This is a genomic window from Marinomonas sp. HM11-D (genome assembly GCF_057626615.1).
In genome coordinates, this window is record NZ_JBMMKT010000002.1 from 140,139 (window position 1) to 163,153 (window position 23,015).

Genomic DNA, 23,015 nt, shown 5'->3' on the forward strand with positions numbered 1-23,015 from the left:
GAAGTCGTCATGTTAGATCCTATTGGAGCTTATAAAGAAATTCACGAATTGTATTTGTCCTACTTGGATACTGCTTATCGTTTACGCCGAGATAAATTAGCAACTGAACGAAGACGTTTGCTAAGTCAGCCAGGGACACTAATGCCCGAGCCATTTTTAGAGCCAATATTACGGTATCAGCCATCAGACAGTGCACTAGAATCATTTTTAGATGATGAAACTGAGTCGAATCCGTTTAAAAGGTTCAGCCGAGAGCAGCGAATAGCCATCTTAGAAATGATTTATTCGGGGCTTTTCCCTGGCAAGAAAGGGACTGGTGAGTTAAAAAGAGTTAGTGCTTTTAAACCTTATAAACATCAAGTAGAGATGCTTTTGCGTGGTTTGCAGTCTGGGCAGCCTGGTATCGTTACCTCCGGTACTGGATCTGGTAAAACAGAGTCTTTTCTATTACCAGTGCTCTCAGAACTGGTTGCTGAAGCGACTCGTTGGCCTGTACCTAAGTCTGATTATCTTAGAAATCAGTGGTGGAATGAAGGCAGTCAGTTCTCTCCGCATCGAGATGGAGAAAGCCCTGATAGACCAAAAGCAGTTAGGGCTCTTCTACTATATCCTATGAACGCTCTGGTTGAAGACCAGATGGTACGTCTAAGGAAAATGCTTGACTCAAGTGAAGCCTGCGAAATATTAGATACAAGAGCTAATGGCAACAGAATATTCTTTGGCCGCTATACCGGCGCTAGTCCTGTTGCAGGTTATCGTGAACACCCTAGGTCTAAAGATTCTAAGAAAGAGAAGCTGCGCCAGACGCGAGTGAAGAAGGCTATACAGGATGCTGCCAAGCACTACCAGGCGGCATGCAATGCTGATCAAAGTGCTGAGGAATTTAATAGCACAGTTAAAGAGCCAGACCAGAAAAAAAATGATTCCACGAGATTTCTATTTCCTTCACCTAATGGTGCCGAGCTAATTTCTCGTTGGGATATGCAGGAGACACCACCGGATCTGTTGGTCACTAACGTTTCTATGCTGAATGCAATGTTGTCTCGGGAAGTAGAAGCTCCCATCTTTAATCAGACAAGAGCATGGCTGGAAACAGACCCTGATGCCTATTTTTTCTTGGTCCTTGATGAGCTGCATTTAATTCGGGGTTCTGCCGGTACTGAGATGGCTGGCTTGTTGCGCCTGCTGATTAATCGTCTGGGATTAGATCGTCCAGCTTTTAGACACAAATTACGTATTTTAGCTTCGAGTGCATCTTTACCACTTGAGGGGGATATGCGGGGGCAAAGCCTTGAGTATCTCTATGATTTCTTTGGTGATGCAGGTACGCATTCTGCTCCTCTTGAATCAGGCGCTGAGAGCCCTGACAACTGGGAGGAGGCGGTAGTAACAGGGCATCCTCTTTTACCTAAGCCAAAGCAGCAAAATATGTTGAGTCCAGAGCCCTTTGTAAAGCTGCTTAGTTACCTTTCAACGTCAAATAATGAGTTTATTGGGCAGTTCCGTACTGCGCTGGATGACGATCCACAACTTATGCAGCTAATTGCTGAATGCGGGCAGTCATTAGGGGCAGAAAAATTATCCGCACCTGAGGAAGTGATAAAAGAGGCCGCAACACGGTTGATGCTAGCTTGTAAAGGGGAGGATGGAATCAAAGCGCGGCCTATATCTTTGCTTTCTCAAGCCATTTTCGGATCGAGCGATCATCGAGAAGCTTTACGAGGTCTGACGCTGTTGAGAGGGTTGGGTGATAAACTAAAAAATATTGATGCGACTAGCTTTAGACAACATCTTTTCTTACGCAGTCTAGAAGGACTTTATGCAAGCGCTCAGTTAAAGGACGGTCAACTGACGTATCATGGTCTCACCGTAGATAAGGGTAGTAGCCATATTAAAGTTGGCGAAGAATCTATAAGACTTTTTGAGCTTTTTCACTGTGAAAGCTGTCATGAAGAGTTTATTGGTGGTCGTAGAGGTAAATTAAGCCAAGGGGGGCCTAAAGATGACTATGAGATTTTACCTAATACTCCAGAGCTGGAGCGCTTACCTGAAGCTGGTGCTGAAGTAGCAATCGAGCAATTGAGTCATGATGACTTTTTGCTGTTTTGGCCTGCACAGAGTGATGCACAAAAGGGGGATGCTGAGAAGGAAACTTGGCAACCAGCATTTCTGGACACTCGGAATGGTCAGGTAAAGCAAGATGCGTCAAGCATATCCGATAGTCCCTTTATATTGTCTGGTCGCCTATTTATAAAGCAAGGTTCGCCTTCTACATTGAGAAGCCCAAAAACGGCTGCTCCACATGTTTGTCCTGCCTGCGGCTCTGATTATTCTAGACGAAGTGAAGAGTATCGCAGGTCTCCCATTCGTAGCTTTAAAACCGGTTTTGACAAGACATCACAGTTGTTAGCAACTGAGGTAATGGAAATCCTAAAACGCTCGGGAACAGCTACAAAACTCATTTCATTTTCCGATAGTCGTCAAGATGCAGCAAAGACCGCTCTAAATATTGAGCGTAATCACCATATTGATACACGTAGAAAACTTCTAATCGAAGCGCTCCATCAAATTGAGTTGCCAAAAGAGTCGGTAGGAGAGCTAAGAAAAAGGCGTGAAAAGGCTGAAGATGATGGTGATGATGATCTTTTTAATGAATTGTCAAAGAAAATTAAGGAAGTTATAAATTCTGGGGATGCAAACAGAGTAGCACTGACTCATGTTCTTGAAGTGGAAAACCAAGCACGAGAAACAAAATCCCTGCTTGGAAATATGAGTCGCTTAGGAATGCATCCCATAGATGATTCTGGGGTATCTAAAATTTACGGTGCAGATCGTAAAGTAAGTTATAACTGGACTGATTTATTTAAAATCGAAAATGACAAGGTCTATTGGGATGAGCGTAAATCCGCAACCGATATTCTTGCCGCCCGTGGGCATATCTCAACAGAACAGTTTGCATTACTAGATGATGTTCTTTTTGCTAGAAACTATTTCTCACTTGAAGAAACCGGATTGGGCTATCCATGTTTAACGAATAAACGAGATCAAAGTTCGGACCTTGCTGATGCATTTCTACGCGTCTTGTCAGATAACTATCGTGTCGAAGCAAATAAGTGGTTTAATAAAGATGACTTTAAAGAGTGGGTTGTTTACTCAGATATTAATAACAAAAGAGTAAAAACATTTATCAGCAAAGCTGGGCTCACTGAAACTAAAGTAAATGAACTACTAAAACTTTTTTCGGAACATGGTCATATTAATGGTGTGATTCGAATACAGAAACTGCATATTTGTCTTGTTCAAGAAAATGATCCTGTATATGAATGTACAACTTGTGGACGTGCTCATTTACATTTAGGTGCAGGGATTTGCACGCGTTGTCATGTTCCTCTTCCAATTGAAAGCAATGGCGTAACGAAAGATCTGCGTAAGCGAAACTATATTTCACGACGCTTAACACGAGCATCGAATGAGGATAATAGCTTCCGAATGAGATGTGAGGAGTTGACTGGGCAAACCGATGATCCTGCAGATCGCTTACGCCGTTTTAATGGGATTTTCATTGATAATACCAATGAGCTTGAAAAACTGTCTGAAGAAATTGATTTGTTATCGGTGACGACCACTATGGAAGTAGGGATTGATATTGGCTCTCTGCAGGCCGTTTATCAGGCGAACATGCCTCCACAGCGATTTAACTATCAGCAGCGTGTCGGCCGAGCAGGTCGACGAGGACAAGCCTTCTCATTAGCCATGACTTTGTGCCGTGGAAGAAGTCATGATCAGCACTATTTTCAGCATCCGGATGAGATTACTGGCGATGCTCCGCCACCGCCTTTTTTAACACAAGATCATATCGACATTAGCCTTCGATTGCTGCGCAAAGCTTGGTTAACGCGTGCGTTTCAGATTTTACGAGATGAAGACGGTGCTAAGTACCCTGGTGACACTGCAGCGCCAGATATTCACGGTGAGTTTATACCGGCAGCACTTTTTTATGATGACACACAGAATTGGTTTGATCGACTTGGACAAGCGTTGAATCAAACAAGTTGTTATGCCATAGAAGTTGCCGAAAGTTTAGGCCGGCTAGAGCCTGAAAGATTGAAGCAATTGGTTGAGTACACTGAATCAACAGCAAAACTTCTTAAGGAAATAAAGAAGTTTAAATCAGCGGGAAAAAATAGAGATGTAGGACTCGGTCAATTCTTGGCAGAAAGTGCATTACTACCTATGTTTGGAATGCCGACACGAGTACGCCCACTTTATCTGGGGATGAAATCCAAAGGTGATAATAACTATGAATGGGATGCCGTTGATCGTGATTTAGACATAGCAATCTACGAGTTTTCGCCGGGACAGATATTAGTTCGAGATAAGCGCTTGCATACTAGTATTGGTGTAACCAGTTCGTTAGGTTTTATCCAGCCTTCAAAAGAGGGGGTCAAACTTATACCGGAGCCAGTAGCTCAGTGGTGGACAGACACAGAGATGTTGGCGGACTGTCCTAAGTGTGGAGCTTTGCAGAGTAGATATTCGGATAGTTTGATTGCAGACCAAGTCTGCTCTGGCTGCGGGCAATCTATACCCGTTGCTATGTTTGAGCAGTACTTTTCACCAGCGGCCTTTAGAACAGATTTTAAGCCGCAAGTTTCTGATGGAACAGAGCCGCAAAAGCCAATCCTAAGACGAGAAACTGGGTCTATTATTGAGCCTATGGTAAGTAATAAGGTCCAACGAACTAATGTTATGATCGATAGTGGCAGTGATGCCTTCGTTATTAGGCGAAATAGGGGGGCAATTGACTCGGCATTTGAATATAAACCTTTTAACTTGATTAGAAAGACGCAAACAAATGTTTACGCTGAGAATGGTAAACGAATAAGTCAAATGCCTAATCAAACCATAGATACAGAGCTTCTCAAAGGCAACTATTGGCAAGCCCCACCTGAAGGTTCTGAACCAGAGCAAGTGCTTCTGTATTCAAAAAAGAAAACAGATGCAATTAGTTTAGGAATGATCAACATAGCTTCAGGGTTGGATCTAAGCAAAGTAGGTACGCGAGATAGGGAGCATACAAAAATTCGTTCTGCAGCTCTCAGCGCAACGCACATGTTGGTTCAGCGTGCGGCATTGGAGATGGATATAGCGCCAGAAGAGTTTGAAGTATTGGAGCCTCGTTTACGAGAAGGGCACCCTTATCTGCAGATTGCCGATACTTTAGTAAACGGTGCAGGTTTTAGTAAGCGACTTGCAGAAAACGACCGCAATGAGCCTTTAGCTGTAGAGCTGATGCGATCGATGCTTGATAAGCAAAATGATCAAATGACAAGTGCATTTTTTGATCCGCAGCACCTTGAGCAGTGTGCGCTTTCCTGTTATCGCTGTATTCAACGGTTTGGCAATAAAAACTATCATGGCCTTCTTGACTGGCGTCTCGGTCTCAGCTTTATGCGTTGTCTGTTAGATCCTGAACATCGCGTAGGGCTAGATGGTAATTTTCAGGATTTCAGAGAACTTAGCGATTGGCCCGAATTGGCAGAAAGCGCAGCTCAATCAATTCAAAGGCTAAATCCCAATACCAGGAAAGTGGTCCATGTAGGAGCACTTAACTTGCCGGTAGTGACCGATGGAGCAGAGGCTTATATGGTCGTTCACCCTTTTTGGGATGTATTAGAATCACCATCTGAAGTGATAAATGAGTCACTAGTTGAGCTTAGAAGCCAATTTAACAAGGTTTACTGCATCGATACTTTCGAAGCAAGCAGGCGTTTAATGAACACGCTTGATAAACTGAGGGGAAGTTAGTTGTTTAAATAAGTTTACCTTTTGTTCTAGGTTACAGTCCCTTATCACACCTAGCCTATTCAAAGCGTGTCTTCAGTATAGATATGACGACACGCTTTGTCGCTTTTTTACCTTACGCTATCACTATTCACTAAGAACAGCTGAGACCAATTACCAAACAAACCTTTGGTGTGCTGTCTCTCTACAACCAAAAATCTGATAAAGGAGAAAAGGATGGTGAAGCTTATATCGAGCTTTTGTGGTTTAGGTATGGTGGTCTTCAGTAGTTTTGGTCAGGCGGCAGATTGGCAAAATTCATGGTCAGTGGAGAAACAACAGTCCGCCAAGTACTGTGCCCAGCTGTTTGATAATTATCAACTGCAAGCCGTTTGTATGGACAATGAGAGAAACGGCTATAAAGCAATGCAGGGGAATTTTGGCTTCTCAGTGACTGAAGCTCATAAGGCTAAAAGCCGTTGAGCACAAATATTCGAAGCTTTTCAGCTACAAGCCGTGTGTATGCAGAATGAAAAAAATGGCTTTGATGCGATGCAAAACTATTAACAAGGACTGTTAGACATGAAAAATAAAGGTGTAGTGATTTCATTGGTTTTCTTAGCTCTTTTAGGGCTTGGTGCATACACACAGTTAACATTGTTTGTTGTTCCTCCAATAGGTGCTTTGCCAGATGGGAAAACGGTGGTGTTGTGGCGATTAAACAAAACAAAATTTATAGATAGCCCCGATGCAATGTGTGAACGTAGCCAAGGCGGAGTCAGTTTACTGTGTCGAGGTCTGATGTTAAGCGGAGTAGTCAATAAGTCGAACATCATAATGCGTTTACCATATAGCGAGACGCTTTACTTAGTTTCTACGAACGGCAAGAAATATTCGAGGTAAGCGAATGGAAGTTTTTGTTACTGCAATTTTTATTGGTTTGATTCCTGCCCTTGTTGCTCAAAGTAAAGGTAAATCATTTCTGCTCTGGTGGTTGTATGGCGCTGCGATTTTTATCGTGGCTATGCCTCATGCGCTGATCATGAAAGCGGATCAACAAACATTAGAAAAGCAGCAATTTTCAGAGGGAATGAAAAAATGTCCTTACTGCGCTGAGATGATCAAACCAGATGCAAAAGTGTGTCGTTATTGTGGGCATGATGTGGTTGAAGAGACCCAATCATAAGGATCATTATCGTCAAGCGAGGCTGGAGTTTAGTGAACAAATGCTAGGTAGACATTCAGGCATAGGTTTGACATATGTCTTATGACGAACTATAACATAGGTCAAGCATATGCCTGTTAAAGGAGGCCTTATGAAAACCGTATCTATTTTCAAGAATGGCAAAAACCAAGCAGTCCGTTTACCTAAAGACTTTGAGTTTGAGGGGGTCAGTGAACTGGAAATCTACAAAGAAGGAGACATGATCATACTGCGGCCAGTACGACCAGATTGGTTGTCCTTCGCTCAACAAGCAAAAGCCGACAAGGATTTTATGGTTGAAAGAGAAGAGATGATTCCAGATGAGGGGCGTTTCAGCTTTGAATAAGTCTATTACTTACATGCTAGATACCTGTATCTGTTCTTTTATCATGCGTGAACACCCACTAGCAGTATTAAAGCGATTGCAGGAGGTAGTAGGGCAACATCATCGCGTTGTAATTTCGGCGATTACCTACCAAGAGATGCAATATGGTTTATTGGGTAAAAATGCTTCGCAAAAACATAAGTTACTAGTAGATGAATTCTTGCGACGTGTAGATGCTATTTTACCGTGGGACAAAGCGGCGGTAGATGCTACGGTCACAGTTAAGCGTGGCTTGATGGAGCGAGGCACACCCATCGGCCCAAATGATACCGCCATAGCGGGGCACGCTATTTCCGCTGGCTGCATTTTGGTGACAAACAACGCTAGGGAATTTCAGCGAGTAGAGGGCTTAACGTGGGAAGATTGGGTACATTGATCCAATTTTGATAATTCCTATCTCACAGCCTGTTGTCGGGTAATATTAGTTATCAAACTCTGTGTGATAAATCCTCAGCCATTCGCTATTTCTTTGTAAAGGTTGCGACACGTTTTGTCGCCTTACTCTTCTATGCTTTTAAGCCTAACCGTGCAGAATGTTACGAAATTGCGAGGGGGCTTAATGGCACAGAAAGAATCATCACCTTTAGACCAATTGCTACAGCATGACTTCCAAGAAGTTCTATGCCCTGAGTCAGAACGTGGTTGTCTGCTATTGGTCCCCGCTCAAACTGGTATTGGCAAAACACATACCATTAAGAATGCGATTTTACGAGAGGTCGTGCAGATCGTTAGAGGTCAATCTGAATCTCGCCCTATCTATTATATTACGAACTCCGTTGATAATGTTTCTTCTACATATCAAGAGCTTATGGAGTTGATTGATGCTGAATACAGTGATTCGAGTGATGCATTAGTAAGTTGTCAATCGCTTAAAGATCAAATTGTCTATTTACCCAATCAAAGCAGTCAGTTGCTAAGTGTTTCTGAACAAGATATCGATTATTTGATTGAGCGTTTCGAGTTATCGGGTCATTCGGGACTCATTCAGGAGTGGCAGCAACTAAAAGCCCAGCGACAGGTTATCAGAGAGCATCCCGCCATTCGGGCGGAATTTAGTCGTGATATAGAGGCGAAAGCAGGACAGGTTTATTCTCAATTAATTAGCGCGTTGCAGGCACGGCAGAAAAGTCCTGCCGCGATTACTCTTAAAGCTAAAGACGAAATTATCATAGATGCACTGATCCCCGGTGATCGCTTGTACAGGGGGGATGCTTGTGTTGGTTTTATGACCACTAAAAAGTTTTTAGCAGGCTATAAAACTATGAGAGGTGTAATGCACCCTACGCGAGAGTTGGGGAATGCCTTATTATTGATTGATGAAGTAGATCGCCAAAATGAAGTTATTTTGCAAACCATGGCAGAACAACAGGTCATCGATCTAATAGAGCTGATGCGTACTCTATATGCCAATATTCCGCAGTATAAACTAGAGCAATCAGACCGTTATCAAGGGATGCAGTCTGGATTTAATGAGCTAGCCGATTCCCTGAAAGATTTTGCTGAGCGCTGGCAATTACAATATGCCTTCAATATTGATGGCATTAGTCTGGAGCAAGAACGTGTGCGTTTGTTTTCAGATCGCACTGTGACTCATGTGCACAGCGCGAAGCATACTTTGCACTTAAAGACGCATGTTCAACTGCAAAAAAATTTAATTCATAGTGAAAATCGTCTAGAAGCGAACTTGTCTAGTCATGAAGTGAATGGAACATTAGGGCGATTTATTAATGAAGCTGACTGGTTATTCCGTCGTTTTATTTATCTGATTCGATCGTCTGTTTGGACGTACACTCGTCATGAAGTCTCTTCACGGCAGACTAATGTGCCAACTCAGCAAGAAGCCGTTGTATCTATTCTGCGACATCTCAATCTTCAAGATCTCATCCCCGTTGTATTTGATGCGTTGGATGCTCAAGTGAGCTTCACTGGACGTAAAGGGCTTGCCAAGTCAGAGCGCAGTAATTTGGTTCGTACTTATCATGATTCTGGTCTTAAGCTGACGGAAGTGAGCCTTAATGATGGCGCGAAGGATACTGTGGGATGTCACTACACAGGACTTGCACTGACACCATCTGGGTTGCTTGCTCGCTTAGTTGAAAGCGGCACTAAAATTGTGGGTATCAGTGCGACGGCAACCTCAGATACGGTGATTAAGAACTTTGACCTTGGGTATTTAAAAACGCGTTTAGGAACGCAATTTGTCGAGCTGACCGATCGCCAGAAACAACGTATTGGTGAGTATTATCGTAGACGCCGACAATATGCTGAACGAGGTGTGCAGATACAACCGACTTTTCTCAAGGCTGACTCAGATATCTTGAAGGCTAGACTGGAAGCTTACACAGGAAAAAAGGTTCGTCATCCCAGTTCTGTCTTAGCAAGCTGGTTAGCGATTGATTCTGCCGAGAACAGCACATTTCAAATCAGTTGGGTGTCACGCCTTGTTCAAGCGCTAGAACAATTTGTCGGGCAAGACGGTAATCGATATATGCTCGTGTTGTTAAACCGAGTAATAAAGCCCACCAAGCACGCTAAATTGATCGAGTTTCTAAACTGGCTTGTCACACAAAACGGTTCTAAACAGGTGCGACTATTTTCAGGAGTGGATGCTCAGTTTCTTAAACAAGGTCGTTTTAGCGATGTACAGCAGGCCCTGTCTGATACAACTGACAAAGTCATCGTGCTATCAACCTACGCCACGATGGGGGAAGGCAAGAACCCTGACTATTACGTTAAGCAAAGTTGTGATCAGGAGCGTTTGATTTGGGTTGGTGATGGTGCTCCGGAAGGGCGATTAAAAACGGATATTGATACCCTGTATTTAGAGAAGCCAACCCATCAGCTGCTTAGCAGCGAGCAATATCATACAAATCAACTATTGCAGCTTCATCAGATTCTTTCATTGCAGGAGCGGGGCTATATCTCGATGAATCAAGCACGCGCTTGGAGCTATCGTTTTCTCATTGAAGGGAACCATACAACAAATCTAAGTCAGTACTACGAGACAGAAGATTACTTTGCGCTTATTCAAAAAGTGTTGGAGCAAGCCATAGGGAGGACTGCTCGAACAGCGTTCAAACGTGCTCAGATTTTGATTATGGCGGATAGTGATTTAGTGCAGGCCTTAGTACAGGATCATCGACTTTCGGATACCTTGTCGCTTGAGTATGCAGCGCTTCGTGACAGTGCTCAATATCTGTTGCAGGACTCATCGCTTATTGATCGGCAAGCATTGCAGCGCCGTAATCTCGCTAAACTTTATACGGCCGGAACATTGGCGCAGATCGGTGAATTCTTGTCAGGGTTTAAAGGAGCTAAGGTTATGTTCTCGATCTCTGGTTGGGAGCAATTGAGACAGCAGCTTTTAATGTACCCAACAGTAGAGTCTCCTGTATCAGATTACCCTCGTTTGTACCTTGAGGCACCGTCTGCGGATGGTTATCAGTTTTCTGGCAATTTGGATGCTTATGATGAACTGACAAATTTAAATAAAGAGTGGGCTTTTTTTGATGAGTTGGAGGCTAAGCGCTGGATATCAGAAGAGGAGAGTGGCTTACCAACTTTAATGAAAAATGGAGTCGTAAAGCATTATTTTGAACGGCATGGCTACGCTGTTCGATGGCAGTCTTTTTGTTGGGCGATGAATCCAGCGGCGTTTTTTAATCTCTATAAAGGGGCGATCGGCGAAGAAGGGGTTAAAGCGATTTTGGAGCACGCAGGATGCATTATTGAATCAGTACCCAGTGCAGCATATGAGGAATGTGATTTTATTGTTCGCTTATCTTCAAATAGTGAACCTGTTGCGGTGGATGCAAAACACTGGCGCTATGCTGGAGAAGTAAAGCGTTATGAGTCTAAATTGGAAAACTTACATAGTGCATTAGGTGTAAAGCGCTTTGCTTATATCAATCTCTTTGGTGATGGTGAGGCTCATTGTCGTCGGTTGGATTCAGAGTTCATCCCAACAAGTGAGGTAATGTCCCCCATTTTAGAAATATCTGGCTTGGTTCATAGAGTAACAGGTGCCACTTTAGTAAATCATATAAATCACTTTTTGCTATGGATGAAGGAGGCGGATTAATGGATGTTTTTACAACATTTATTGAAAAAATTAGCTTTGATTATGAGAAGCTGAGCGATCAGTTTGAAGTTGATTGTGTATCCTATAAAGGATGGGATAGTGAAATGCGCGACCAAAAGTTGCTTAGCCTTCCTAATCAGATATATCAATCTGGTCCAGTCTTGTCTCTTGTTCAGTATCGAAAGCAAAGTGAGTATTGGCTGTTGAGACCCCGAGGAACTCAATTGTTTCTTGATAAAGACAGTGTTGCTTACCGTAGAGAACGACTTGAAAAGGTGCCTGACTGGCTACTTGCCTGCCTCCTTGTTAGAGCCATGCCTCGTGTGCTTTCTCCGATTAATAGAGATCAGAATCGTATCGAAGCAGATGGACTGCACTATGTGGTGAAAAGTAAAGAAACGATTCGCGGCTACCAGATCGTGGCCGTCAAAGTGGAACCTTTTTTTGGTACGTTTACGGGAAAGGGGGTATTAAACGTAAGCGTCGCAACATTTTCTAATGTGCAGGCTCATCGTTTGCCAAATGGAGACTTGCCGTATCAAGTCGCTAAGCTACGCCGCTTTACATTCGACACCATCACTCAGCAACTAATTCGCTGTCCAAGTGGTGAATACATAAAAAAGGCGTTGTATCCAAATAATAAAAACCGAGTAAAAGCGATTAATTTAAGTAATAGCAACACCCTAGAAGCTTATTATAAAACTCGGCTAGGCGTGATCTCCATGTTTCTGGAAGATATCGAAGATGTTTATAGTGGCGCTTTTGAGATCAAACTTAAAACCATTCAAGCAGATGATCATAGTCTGCTCCATAAAGGCAATATGGCCCAGAGCTACAAAGAAATCCAACAGTGGTTCACAAATCATCCAGTGAATGTTGTAAACAAAAGCCAAACACTTGAAGCCGGACAGCAGCTGCTATCAATGCTTAGTGCTAAGAATATACCCGCTACTGCCTCTGAAATGCTGCAGCCGAAGCAATTAACAATATTGATTGTTGACCCCAAGGAATCTTATAAAGAAGCACCTGAGGCAGACCCTTATCAGGTATTACGTGCACAGTATCCCGAAGCCGTTGTTCAATCTTGTTATCCTGAGAGCCTTATAGGCAAAGGCCGAGACAGCGTGGTTGAGGTTTTATTGAAAGAGCTGCTTGTGAAGTTTGAAGTGCAACATCGACAATTGCAGCTCGGCTATCCGGCACTGCCAACCGATGCTTGGTTTATTCATCCAGTAAGGCCTAATGTGAACGATGCTCATAAAGTACCTTGGCCATTATCTTATTGTCGTGTTGGCGCTGAAGGGTTGGAATTTGGCTGGGTGACGTCTGAAATGGAAGACTCCTTAAAAATTAACTTAACGCCAGCTGAAAAGCTTCAAGTGTTTACTGGCTTCGATCGTGCAGATGTGATTTTCTGGCCTGATTCTGGTGAATTTATGTTAATCACGGATACTGCCGCCATCACTCTGCCAAATGAAGTGAATGTGTACCAGCTCATCAAGGAATTGGATAAAACTACGGCTTCAGGTGTGCCAAAAAGTTTGCTTGAAGAGTATTTGGCTTGTCACAAGGTAGAATTAGAAGGCTCAGAGTTACAGAAAGACTTAGTAAAGCTTTTAGATACTCATTCGCAAGCTATCCCAGTCAGTGCATTTAAGGCAATCAGTTATAGAAGCAAATTAAATCAAGCGTTCTATCACTATTTAGTGGAATGCGGTTATCGAATCAAAACCAGCTGGCGTTCGGCTGAGGATGGCCCAATGTACATAACAGCTGGAATTTGGCGTAATCGTGAGAATGGCCTTTACTCAATTGGCTCTTCAGGCCCTTCGAAACAGGACTTAGATAATTTTCACCATATCTATCATGTTACAAGCACACTGTCAGGAGCTATACCTGAGTGGTTCTGGCAGTCTCTTATGGTTTGGCATATCAAACATAAGTCTGCAACGGTATATCCTTGGGTGTTTAAGCATCTTAGGGAATTTGGGGCTAGGGAAGTGAGTAAGTAAGCTGTGGAGCTAGCCTAGCCGAGTAGCAATTTCTTGATAGGACAAAAGCCGCTATGTGAAATTTCACAATAGCAGCTTTCTAAGTTAAAGGCCTAAGAGCTTTTGCTCCCAGATTTGGTAAGGCAACTTATTGTTTAATTGATCTAATAGCTTGCCTGTTGAGCCAATGTCATCACTTTGTTTCTCAGCTTGGTGTACCAGTTCAACGACCAATTGGTTGTCGTCTAATTGGATAAGCCGTTGGCATAGTTTCTGTAGTCCATAGGTCGAGAATTCATGGCTGAAGTTTTTCAGTATGCCAAAACACAAGGACTGTTCCTGTTTAGATTGGAAAAACTGAATGTGGTGTCTTAAAGTCAGTAAACAGGCCTCTCGACTTATTTGTTGCACTGCATTCTTATCACGAATACTCTGCTCCATTAAAAGCCCTGTTACAGGCTCATACCAAGCCAAATAATAAAACTGACCATTTCTGTAGCGCTTTACTGCGGCTTCCAGTTGAACATAATCACCAACGAAAAGATTGATTGCTAAGAAGTTGCTTCCTAGCAGTCGTAGTTCCAAGGAATTCTGCCCCTCAACATCCTTTATGGTTGCTACACGTACTGGCCAGCCGCTATCTGTAATCTTTACTTTTACAGACTCTAGCAGGTAGCAGCCCTTGAAACGCTGACAGTTTGCAACCTCTGACAAGCTTGGTTGAGCCGTTAGACTATGCATACTTCACCCCCAATTTTTTCTGTAGCAATTTCTCAATGGCGGAACCGTCCATGCGAGTCAAGTTTGGTACGTATCGAGAGTACACACGGAATAACATGGATGTATTTGAGTGGCCCATTTGACGAGCAATCCACTCCGGAGACTCGCCAGAAGCTAACCATAATGTCGCAGCCGTATGGCGAGTTTGATAAGGACGTCGCTTTTCAAGGTTGAGGCGTTTGAGAAGAGGGTACCAAACACGTTGAGTGACATTATTGTGATTGATGGCTTCGCCATTACGATTGCAGAAGACAAATTTACCGAAATGCCCTGAGTGTTTTTTCTGACGCAGTAGAGCATTGTAGACTGGCGTGCTCATGTGAATATCACGGATAGATGATTCTGTCTTTGTAATGTCCTCTTCACCAGCAACGATAGTTTCGCGGATCTTGATTACTCGATGATCGAAATCGACATATTTCCACTTCAGGCCATCAATCTCGCCTGTGCGCATACCCGTAAAAAAGCGAATCAAAAAGTAGTCTCGATAGTCTGGACGGACGGTATCAAGAATTAAGTTCACCTCTTCAATAGTGAACGGAAAAGCGTCCGTCTTTGGGCTTTTAAGCGGTTTGATACGGATGTAAGGCGTGGTAAAGTTGTACTCGTCGGCGGCGTCCTCAAATATGCGTTTTAATGGGTTAACTATCTTATTGATACGTGTGTTAGCTAGGCTTTCTTTTCCATTTCGACCCGGAACTTTGGCGAGTGAGGTGCGAAATTTAAGAATGTCGTTTCGAGTGATGTCGTCGACTTTCATCTTTCCAAAGAAAGGCAAGTAGTGTTTGGAAACAATGCTTTCAATATTGACGATATGAGAACGACGCCAAGCGACTTTATTGCGATCAATCCAGCCTTCAACAAACTCTTCAAAAAATGGTGTCTCGACCTGTTCTTGAAGAGCCTTCCATTCATCAGGCAGATGAATTTGTAACTCTAAGTCTGTGAAGTACTCAACCGATTTGCTATTAGGAAAATGCGTTTTATAACGAAACGTACCAGCAACGATTTCAGACTCAATTTGCACTAGCACACGTTCGAGGTTTTTGCGGTTTGCCAAGGTTGGCTTTAGCGTGGTTTGTTCTCGACAACGTTTCCCCATGTAGCGGAAATCGAGGTAGAGGGTATTGGTTTCCTTGCGAATGCTGACACTAGCCATACTTAAGCCTCCTCTGTATATGCCAATGCTAGGGAGTCATCTTGGCTCAACATATCTGCTTCAATGTTTTCCCAGATGAACAGAATCTTGCGACGGTTAAATGGACGAATGTAGTGGCGTCCTTCGAATAGACAGGAATCCAAAAGTTCATTTCGAATGGTTCGAGGCGTGTAATGGATTCTCTCTGACAGCTGTTCTGTGCTAAGGTAAGTACTCATATGTATATATCCTATCCAATGATTAGAAACTCTAATAATTGATAATATATATTATCAATATGTGTAAATTTAGGGCAGAGGCTGTAAGTTGTCAATGTTTTTGATTAAAAAAATAATCAAAAGAGCTTATTTATGATCAGATTTAGATTGAACGAGATGATTTCTGAGAAGTCATTTCAAGAGGGAAGAAGGATCACGATTGGTGAGGTTGCCAAAGAAACAGGGATTAACCGCATGACCTTGTCAAAGATGATTAACCACAAAGGGTACAGCACGGTCACTGATAACCTAGATAAGCTGTGTGCTTACTTTGGATGCTCTTTAGAGGAGCTGGCGGAGTATATTCCTGAAAATGAAGTTGAGTAGCAGGGTATTGGCGATTAATTAGACGGCAGAACTCACTGAGAACAGCTGCATCGGATTCAATCGCTTAGTGATCAGTAACTACTTGTTGGCTGTCAGTAGTCTTCAAAGGAGATATTTCTTTAAATCGTGTGATCTCCGAAAAATGCGAACGTCTAGCTCTTTTAGATAGTTAGCTGGCTTTCCCTGAATATCTCAAAAGGCAGTTTGCTTGTATAGGAACCAGAGCCCCTACTTTTCATAGTAGGGGCGTAACCCATCGTCACCATTCTCAATCCCCCCACGGCAAAAGTTACAATCAATCGTCTTAAACACATAAAGAAAAAATTTTTGTCAAGATGAAAGGGTTAAGTACATTGATGTAACTTGAAACATAAGCTTACTCCTTCTCTATAAAACCTGATCTTTTCCTATGTCTACTTACCTCCGAGCTTAGCTCTCATTTTATGTAGGGCTAAGTCCAGCGAATTATCAATAAAAAATAATTTTCTTATAGTGTAAAACTACTAAAGGCATAGCTAAATCCTAATATTTATTGGTTATAAGTATATGTATATTTTGCATATGGAGATTTGTAATGCTGATATCACTAAATGAGGAAAATACTATGTCATTACGTATCAATGAAGTTGTACCAAACTTAGAGCTTGAGACTGATCTAGGAAACTTCAGTCTGCATGACTGGATTGGTGACAGTTGGGCAATATTATTCAGTCATCCAAAAGACTTTACGCCCGTATGTACAACGGAATTTGGAGCTGTAGCAAGCCTTGCAGCAGAATGGGAAAAGAGAGGTACCAAAGTAATTGGCTTATCCGTGGATGGTGTTGAAGAACATAAACAATGGAAAGCCGATATCGAAAAGTACTCTGGTGCGGTTCCAACTTTTCCGATCATTGCAGATGAATCCTTAGATGTATCAAAAGCATTAGATATGCTTCCTGCCGATGCCTACTTACCTGACGGGCGAACTGCTGCTGACTCCGCCAGTGTTCGTGTAGTTTTCATCATTAGCCCAGATAAAAAACTGCAGTTATCTATGACGTATCCAATGTCAGTAGGGCGAAACTTTTCTGAAGTATTGCGTGCTTTGGATGCGCTGCAAACCAGTTATGGCGTACCTATTGCGATGCCTGCGAATTGGCAAGTAGGAGATGATGTTATTGCTTCATTATCACTTAGTGATCAGCAGGTGACAGAAAAGTTTGGCAATATGGATGTCAAATTACCTTATCTAAGAACTGTTAAACTAGATAAATAACAGAAATGGTCTGTAAGATGGATTTAAATCCATCTTACAGACTTGATTAATAATTACTTAATGTTTTTATGGCTATTAAAATATAAAACCACTCTTTTTTTGTGGATAATAATGCCGTTACATTCTTTTACGTAATTTTACATAGATCGTACATTAGACCTATATTTAGTGTTAATTGGTTGTTTTTTAACAAATATATTAGGTTTATCTGTTTTATTTTTACTCGATAGTGTTACATTATGATTAAATTATTCAGATGATGTTGTAGGGTGATTGTTTTGTTTAGGATAGGCAAAAATACTAAGAATGACATTGAGATTGTTTCGCTAATGGAACGTAATAAGAAACTATCTTCAATCATTAAAGCTCAAAGGAAGTGGCTGTGCTACGTTGTTTTTGATATTAAAGGTTACGTTGTTGATGCAAACCAAAACTTTTTAAAATTGATGAACATTGGTGAGCGAGAAGCTCTAGGTCAACATCATTCAGGGTTTTGTGACAAGAATTATTCTGAAAGTCAAGATTATATCGAGTTTTGGGAGTCACTAAGATCTGGAGGGTTTAAAAAAGGCACTTTTGCTAGAATAGAAAAGTATGGGAATAGAGTCTGGCTTGAATCATCATATTTTCCTATTGAAAATGAAAGTGGAGAAGTTGTTAATATAGTTAAGCTGGCTTCAGATGTAACTAGCAGCATGGATGAGATAAAGGAAAACGAAGCACTACTTCGATCTTTAAATGCTAATATGGCTGTTATCAAGTTTACCCCTTCTGGAACAGTAATTGATGCGAATGATAACTTTTTGAAAGTTATGGGCTATGAGAGTGAAGAAATAGTCAATAAACATCATAAAATATTCTGTGAAGACGGCTTTTATAAGGCGAATCCTGATTTTTGGAAACAGCTATCACAGGGAGTAAGTCAGAAAGGTCGATTTCTTAGGAAATCAAAACAAGGAAATAATGTTTGGCTGGATGCATCTTATAGCCCTGTGTATGACAGTAATGGCAAGGTTTATAGAGTGGTTAAATTTGCTCTGGACGTTTCTGCTCATGTTGAAAATTCAGCGAAAATAAAAGAAGTTGCTATTATAACAGCTGATAAGAGTAATGCTCTTTCTGAAGAAAGTGCGCAAAAACTAGCTGATGCAAGGAAAGCATCATTAGAAGTGTCTTCGGAAATGCTTAAGGTTGAACGAATATCTGAGTCTCTTCTAGAGCAAGCTAAAAAAATTGAATCTATAGTTGATTCAATTCAAGAAGTTATGTCTCAAACAAATCTTCTTTCTCTTAATGCAGCAATAGAAGCAGCTCGAGCAGGGCAACATGGAAGAGGTTTTGCTGTTGTTGCCGATGAAGTTAGGAAACTTGCGCTGAAAACCAGTGAAAAATCTGACGAGATAACGACCGTTATTAACATTAACTCAGGCCTTATAAAAGATCTTGTGCATAATGTTTCACTCACTAAATCTCACGCTGATTTATCAGATCGAGCTATAAATGAAGCATCTAATAATCTTATTGAGCTTTCAAGTATGGTTAATGAATTTAGTAAATTGACATCTGATATTTAAGTGAGTTTTGGTGAGATGAGTTATATAGAGATATATGATGACTTGATCAAGGTGAAGATGTTTGGTCGGGTTAATAGATTTGATGATTATTCGCTTGAAAGTATTAAAACCCTTGGTGCTAAGAAAATTGAATTCTATTTTGAGGGCGTAGAAACAATAGACAGTTTTTTTATTGGCCTTTTCCATCTTATTTATTCAAAAAAAACCTCTATTATTGAGTTTAGTGGAGTTAATGAATATTGTCGTGATGTTTTAGATATGGCATGTATAAATAGATTTGTTGATTACTAGTTTTAGGGTTTAGTTGTTTATGCCAAAGTCTCCGTCTTATTGCGTAGCTTTACAGCCAATATGTGACCGTGAAATGATTCATGTTGCCGACGAATTATTATACCGGTCAACATCAACGGCACCCTATGCTCAAATTGATGATGATCTAATTGCTACAGCAAGAGTGTGTAACGCTGCATTTTATGAAACTGGAATAGAAAAATTATGTGGAAATGGAAAGCTTTTTTTTAATGCACCTAGAGAATGGATTCTAAATCCAGAGTTACTTCCTCCTTACCCTGATAGAGTAGTTCTGGAAGTTTTGGAAAGTGTCAAGGGAGACTATGAGGTAATTGAAGCATTAAAAAATGTAAAGTTTTTGGGCTATCAAATAGCGCTGGATGATTTTGAGCTTTGTGCGGATACTGAGCCTCTTTTAGAGATAGCAGACATTGTTAAACTTGATATGCTGACTTATCAAAGTGACGATGATATTGCTTACTATCTTTCTAAGGGCTTAACTCTTCTTGCAGAAAAAGTAGAAGATCTTGAAGTTTTTGAAAATTGTAAAAGGTTGGGTTTTAGCTTATTTCAAGGTTACTTTTATGCAAAGGCTGAGGTAAAAAGTGCAACATCGGTAAAGCGTAGTAGTAATGCTAAAGTGCGATTAGAAATTTTAAAAGAGCTCTATAAAGAAGATGTGGATTTCGAAATAGTAGAGTCCCTTTTAGTTCAAGAACCTCAACTGGTACTGCGTCTACTTAAGATGATTAATTCTGCCTATTACAAACGTGTGAATACCATTCATACTTTGCATCAGGCTGTTACGTTGCTAGGAATACAAAAGCTGCGAACTCTAGTTAGCACTCTCGTATTAGCAAACGATCATCCTTGTAAGATGCTATTGTTACCAAAAGTACTCACTAGGGCTTCTATGTGTCGAATTTTAGCGGAACGGCACTTCAAAGTTGAAGCAGACGAAGCTTTCTTGGTGGGGTTACTTTCTTTATCAGATTTAATGTTAGACCAAAGCCTGAAAGAAATCTGCGATCAGCTACCGTTAAGTGATGAGTTATATAATGCTTTATTATTTCATGAGGGAAAAATAGGCAGAATATTGACCATCGTAATTTCTTTTGAAAATGCGAAACTGAACTTGGCAAGCGGGAAAACAGTAGAGATGCTTAATTCTTTTTACCTAGAAAGTCGTAGCTGGGCTTTGAGTATATTGTCTGGGATGAAAGAAGAGGGTTAAAAAGTTGCTTATCAGCAAAGGTTGTACAGTCGCGCTAGGTGGAGTGTCTCATCCAACCTAGCGTTTTTTTGATCAAAATGAAGCGTTTATAAAAAATTTTAGGCTATAAGCAAGAATGGTTAAACTAAGAAAGCCAAGCAAATACAGCAGTACAAACCACTGCCAGGATTTTAATTTTCCCTTATTTTTTTGCATTAATAGCCCTCCTGATAGTCTTCGACTTTGCCGGCAAAGACTCGGTAACCCCATAGGGTATAAGCCAAGATCAGCGGCACAAAAATGACAATGCCAACCAGCAGAAACGTTAGGCTAGAATCGGGTGCCGCTGCGTCCCAAATAGTGAGCTGATTCGGCATTAGGTAAGGGAATAAGCTCACCACCAACCCCATAAAACCCAGCGCAAATATCCCTGCTGCATACCAAAATGGGCGGATTTCATGGGCGGTATCGCTTAGTCCTTTCCAAGCTAAAATGGCGAATAGGATGGAGAGCAGCGGCAGTGGGCTTAAATATAAGAAGTTCATATCAGCAAACCAGCGCGCTCGAATGTCTTCTGATGAAAGTACCGTCCACAGGCTGACCAGTAACATAGCCAGCATCACGGCCACAATCAGTCGCTTTGCTAAGTAAGCAGCATGTTGCTGAATGCGACCACGGCTTTTCATATAGAGATAGCTTGCACCTAGTAGCGCATAACCTGCCATAACACTAAAGCCCGTTAAGATGGCGAATGGTGACAGCCAATACCAACTGTCCAGCTGAATGTGGCTGGCATTCACACCTTGTACAATCGATCCTAAGATCAAGCCTTGGCAAAACGCTGCGGTGGCGGAGCCAGCACTAAAAGCAAAATCCCAATAAGGGCGCGAGCGGTGCGCTTTAAAGCGGTACTCAAAAGCCACGCCACGAAAGATCAAGGCAAACAGCATCAAAATAATCGGCAGATAAAAAGTCGATAAAATGCCCGCGTAGGCGGCTGGAAAAGCGGCGAATAACACCACGCCACCAAACACCAGCCAAGTCTCGTTGCCATCCCATACGTGCGAGATCGAGCGCATTAAGTGATCACGCTCACCATCTTGGTCGAACCATGGGTAGAGAATGCCAACGCCTAGGTCAAAGCCGTCCAGTAACACGTACATCAAGACAGCAAAACCAAGGATTAAGAAATAGAACAGTGCCAAATCCATTATTTTTCTCCGTCTTCGTGTATTAGATTTTTTACCCACGCGAGCGCGTAGCCAGGGGCTTTCATGCCGATTAATTGTTCTTCAAGATGTGCCATCGACGGCGGGCCTTTCTTGATAAGCTTACGCATAAAGTAGAGATAAACCCCTAGTAGTAAGGTGTAGATCACGACAAAGCCGATCAGAGTAAATAGCACACGCTCCGCTGGCAGCGGCGAGACCACTTCACTGGTGCGCACTAGGTTATACACGAGCCAAGGTTGGCGTCCGACCTCGACCACATACCAGCCAGCCAGTACTGAAATCACGCCAGAAGGCGTAAACACAGCTAATGCCGCTAAGAAGGGTTTATTGCTAAACAAGGTGCCGCGTTTACGCAGCCACAGGGCGAGCACAGCTAGACCAATCATGCCAAAGCCCAATCCGACCATGACACGGAAAGACCAAAATACCAGCGGTACATTGGGGCGATCTTCAGGTGGCACGGCTTTAAGACCTTGTACCGCGCCATCAAAGCTATGCGTCAAAATCAAACTGCCCAAACTTGGAATACCTAACTCATAATCATTGGACTCAGTCTCCATGTTGGGCATTGCAAACAACAACAGCGGTACGCGCTCTTCTTCAGCAGGCCAAATGCCTTCCATCGCGGCGAGTTTAGTGGGCTGATGTTCTTTAACGTTTAAACCGTGATGATCGCCAACCAGCGCTTGCAGTGGCGCTAATATCAGAGCGATCCACATGGTCATAGACAAGCCCTTTTTGGCAAACGCCATATGTTGCTTTTTGAGTAGGTAATAAGCGCTGACACCAGCGACAACAAATGTGGCGGTGATAAAAGACGCCAACAACATATGTGTTAAGCGATAAGGCATCGAAGGATTAAAAATCACTTCAAACCAACTGGCGACGTGAAATTGGCCATCAACAATGATGTGCCCTTGTGGCGTTTGCATCCAAGAGTTGGCAACAATGATCCAAAACGCGGAAATCCAAGTACCAATGGCGACCACGACGGTTGAGAAGAAATGCAGCTTGCGTCCTACCCGTTGCCAGCCAAATAGCATTACCCCTAAGAAGCCAGCTTCTAAGAAGAATGCAGTTAATACTTCATAGGCCATTAATGGACCTAAAACAGGGCCGACGATGTCGGAGAATTTAGAGAAGTTGGTGCCAAATTCGTAGGACAAAACAATCCCAGACACCACCCCCATGCCAAAGGTGATGGCAAAAGGTTTGATCCAAAATTTTGCCAATTGCAGATAGCGTGGATCGTGGGTTTTAAGCCATAAGCCTTCCCATATAGCGATCAAGGTCGCCAAGCCGATGGTGATGCTGGGGAAGATAATGTGGAAGCTCACCGTAAATGCAAATTGCAGGCGCGAGAGTAACGCTGTATCAAGTTCCATAAGCGAATCCGTTGTCAGGTAAAAAGTGGAATCTAGGCTTTAGAAACTAAGCGGCGCAGAGCGAGTGGTGCCACGGCAAGACCCACAATGCTAA

Annotated in this window: 18 protein-coding genes; 13 read left to right on the forward strand and 5 right to left on the reverse strand. The window is 42.2% G+C overall.

Annotation, left to right across the window (positions count from 1 at the left end):
- Positions 1–9 precede the first annotated feature (9 nt).
- The 8 genes from ACOSVP_RS03085 (at position 10) to ACOSVP_RS03120 (ending at position 13,466) form a co-directional block, all read left to right on the forward strand.
- Positions 10–5,808: a DEAD/DEAH box helicase gene (locus ACOSVP_RS03085; RefSeq protein WP_487346027.1), complete on the forward strand. Its 5,799-nt coding sequence runs from the start codon at positions 10–12 to the stop codon at positions 5,806–5,808.
- 213 nt (positions 5,809–6,021) lie between these two features.
- A complete protein-coding gene (locus tag ACOSVP_RS03090) occupies positions 6,022–6,267 on the forward strand; it encodes a hypothetical protein (protein ID WP_487346028.1) in 246 nt (81 codons plus the stop codon).
- 99 nt (positions 6,268–6,366) lie between these two features.
- Entirely contained in the window at positions 6,367–6,687 is a 321-nt protein-coding gene (locus ACOSVP_RS03095) for a hypothetical protein (protein ID WP_487346029.1), read from the forward strand.
- Between the two features lie 4 nt (positions 6,688–6,691).
- On the forward strand, positions 6,692–6,970 hold the full coding sequence (locus ACOSVP_RS03100; protein ID WP_487346030.1) for a zinc ribbon domain-containing protein: 279 nt from the start codon (positions 6,692–6,694) through the stop codon (positions 6,968–6,970).
- Between the two features lie 130 nt (positions 6,971–7,100).
- A complete protein-coding gene (vapB, locus tag ACOSVP_RS03105; RefSeq protein ID WP_487346031.1) occupies positions 7,101–7,334 on the forward strand; it encodes a type II toxin-antitoxin system VapB family antitoxin in 234 nt (77 codons plus the stop codon).
- Positions 7,327–7,749, forward strand: a complete 423-nt coding sequence (locus ACOSVP_RS03110; protein ID WP_487346032.1) for a type II toxin-antitoxin system VapC family toxin — start codon at positions 7,327–7,329, stop codon at positions 7,747–7,749. The genes vapB and ACOSVP_RS03110 overlap by 8 nt, the downstream gene beginning before the upstream one ends.
- 183 nt (positions 7,750–7,932) lie before the next feature.
- Positions 7,933–11,454 (forward strand): hypothetical protein, encoded by a 3,522-nt coding sequence (locus ACOSVP_RS03115; RefSeq protein WP_487346033.1) that lies wholly within the window; start codon positions 7,933–7,935, stop codon positions 11,452–11,454.
- A complete protein-coding gene (locus tag ACOSVP_RS03120; protein ID WP_487346034.1) occupies positions 11,454–13,466 on the forward strand; it encodes a hypothetical protein in 2,013 nt (670 codons plus the stop codon). Before ACOSVP_RS03115 ends, ACOSVP_RS03120 begins: the two co-directional genes overlap by 1 nt.
- 84 nt (positions 13,467–13,550) lie before the next feature.
- Here the strand turns inward: ACOSVP_RS03120 and ACOSVP_RS03125 are convergent, their stop codons facing one another.
- Genes ACOSVP_RS03125 through ACOSVP_RS03135 form a run of 3 tightly spaced genes read right to left on the reverse strand, consistent with a single transcriptional unit; the run spans position 13,551 to position 15,602 of the window.
- On the reverse strand, positions 13,551–14,186 hold the full coding sequence (locus ACOSVP_RS03125) for a hypothetical protein (RefSeq protein WP_487346035.1): 636 nt from the start codon (positions 14,184–14,186) through the stop codon (positions 13,551–13,553).
- Positions 14,179–15,384, reverse strand: coding sequence for an Arm DNA-binding domain-containing protein (locus ACOSVP_RS03130; protein ID WP_487346036.1), 1,206 nt, complete (start codon positions 15,382–15,384; stop codon positions 14,179–14,181). Before ACOSVP_RS03130 ends, ACOSVP_RS03125 begins: the two co-directional genes overlap by 8 nt.
- A gap of 2 nt (positions 15,385–15,386) precedes the next feature.
- Positions 15,387–15,602, reverse strand: a complete 216-nt coding sequence (locus ACOSVP_RS03135) for a hypothetical protein (protein WP_487346037.1) — start codon at positions 15,600–15,602, stop codon at positions 15,387–15,389.
- Between the two features lie 132 nt (positions 15,603–15,734).
- On the opposite strand from ACOSVP_RS03135, the gene ACOSVP_RS03140 reads away from it, so the two are divergent.
- The 5 genes from ACOSVP_RS03140 (at position 15,735) to ACOSVP_RS03160 (ending at position 20,325) form a co-directional block, all read left to right on the forward strand.
- Positions 15,735–15,968, forward strand: a complete 234-nt coding sequence (locus tag ACOSVP_RS03140) for a helix-turn-helix domain-containing protein (protein WP_487346038.1) — start codon at positions 15,735–15,737, stop codon at positions 15,966–15,968.
- 604 nt (positions 15,969–16,572) lie between these two features.
- Positions 16,573–17,226 (forward strand): peroxiredoxin, encoded by a 654-nt coding sequence (locus tag ACOSVP_RS03145; RefSeq protein ID WP_487346039.1) that lies wholly within the window; start codon positions 16,573–16,575, stop codon positions 17,224–17,226.
- A gap of 329 nt (positions 17,227–17,555) precedes the next feature.
- Complete coding sequence (locus ACOSVP_RS03150) at positions 17,556–18,800, forward strand: methyl-accepting chemotaxis protein (protein WP_487346040.1); 1,245 nt, start codon at positions 17,556–17,558, stop codon at positions 18,798–18,800.
- The gene (locus tag ACOSVP_RS03155) at positions 18,801–19,091 is read left to right on the forward strand and encodes an STAS domain-containing protein (protein ID WP_487346041.1); all 291 of its coding nucleotides are present in this window, start codon (positions 18,801–18,803) and stop codon (positions 19,089–19,091) included.
- A gap of 19 nt (positions 19,092–19,110) precedes the next feature.
- Positions 19,111–20,325 (forward strand): EAL and HDOD domain-containing protein, encoded by a 1,215-nt coding sequence (locus ACOSVP_RS03160; protein WP_487346042.1) that lies wholly within the window; start codon positions 19,111–19,113, stop codon positions 20,323–20,325.
- A gap of 194 nt (positions 20,326–20,519) precedes the next feature.
- On the opposite strand, the gene cydB is transcribed toward ACOSVP_RS03160, so the two are convergent.
- Positions 20,520–21,515, reverse strand: a complete 996-nt coding sequence (gene cydB, locus ACOSVP_RS03165; RefSeq protein ID WP_487346043.1) for a cytochrome d ubiquinol oxidase subunit II — start codon at positions 21,513–21,515, stop codon at positions 20,520–20,522.
- On the reverse strand, positions 21,515–22,921 hold the full coding sequence (locus ACOSVP_RS03170; protein WP_487346044.1) for a cytochrome ubiquinol oxidase subunit I: 1,407 nt from the start codon (positions 22,919–22,921) through the stop codon (positions 21,515–21,517). Before ACOSVP_RS03170 ends, cydB begins: the two co-directional genes overlap by 1 nt.
- Positions 22,922–23,015 lie beyond the last annotated feature (94 nt).

Bases quoted from the DNA above. Each gene is read 5' to 3' on its own strand.
- ACOSVP_RS03085 (WP_487346027.1), top strand. From the start codon at position 10: ATGTTAGATCCTATTGGAGCTTATAAAGAAATTCACGAATTGTATTTG.
- ACOSVP_RS03090 (WP_487346028.1), top strand. From the start codon at position 6,022: ATGGTGAAGCTTATATCGAGCTTTTGTGGTTTAGGTATGGTGGTCTTC.
- ACOSVP_RS03095 (WP_487346029.1), top strand. From the start codon at position 6,367: ATGAAAAATAAAGGTGTAGTGATTTCATTGGTTTTCTTAGCTCTTTTA.
- ACOSVP_RS03100 (WP_487346030.1), top strand. From the start codon at position 6,692: ATGGAAGTTTTTGTTACTGCAATTTTTATTGGTTTGATTCCTGCCCTT.
- vapB (WP_487346031.1), top strand. From the start codon at position 7,101: ATGAAAACCGTATCTATTTTCAAGAATGGCAAAAACCAAGCAGTCCGT.
- ACOSVP_RS03115 (WP_487346033.1), top strand. From the start codon at position 7,933: ATGGCACAGAAAGAATCATCACCTTTAGACCAATTGCTACAGCATGAC.
- ACOSVP_RS03120 (WP_487346034.1), top strand. From the start codon at position 11,454: ATGGATGTTTTTACAACATTTATTGAAAAAATTAGCTTTGATTATGAG.
- ACOSVP_RS03125 (WP_487346035.1), bottom strand. From the start codon at position 14,186: ATGCATAGTCTAACGGCTCAACCAAGCTTGTCAGAGGTTGCAAACTGT.
- ACOSVP_RS03130 (WP_487346036.1), bottom strand. From the start codon at position 15,384: ATGGCTAGTGTCAGCATTCGCAAGGAAACCAATACCCTCTACCTCGAT.
- ACOSVP_RS03135 (WP_487346037.1), bottom strand. From the start codon at position 15,602: ATGAGTACTTACCTTAGCACAGAACAGCTGTCAGAGAGAATCCATTAC.
- ACOSVP_RS03140 (WP_487346038.1), top strand. From the start codon at position 15,735: ATGATCAGATTTAGATTGAACGAGATGATTTCTGAGAAGTCATTTCAA.
- ACOSVP_RS03145 (WP_487346039.1), top strand. From the start codon at position 16,573: ATGTCATTACGTATCAATGAAGTTGTACCAAACTTAGAGCTTGAGACT.
- ACOSVP_RS03150 (WP_487346040.1), top strand. From the start codon at position 17,556: ATGGAACGTAATAAGAAACTATCTTCAATCATTAAAGCTCAAAGGAAG.
- ACOSVP_RS03160 (WP_487346042.1), top strand. From the start codon at position 19,111: ATGCCAAAGTCTCCGTCTTATTGCGTAGCTTTACAGCCAATATGTGAC.
- cydB (WP_487346043.1), bottom strand. From the start codon at position 21,515: ATGGATTTGGCACTGTTCTATTTCTTAATCCTTGGTTTTGCTGTCTTG.
- ACOSVP_RS03170 (WP_487346044.1), bottom strand. From the start codon at position 22,921: ATGGAACTTGATACAGCGTTACTCTCGCGCCTGCAATTTGCATTTACG.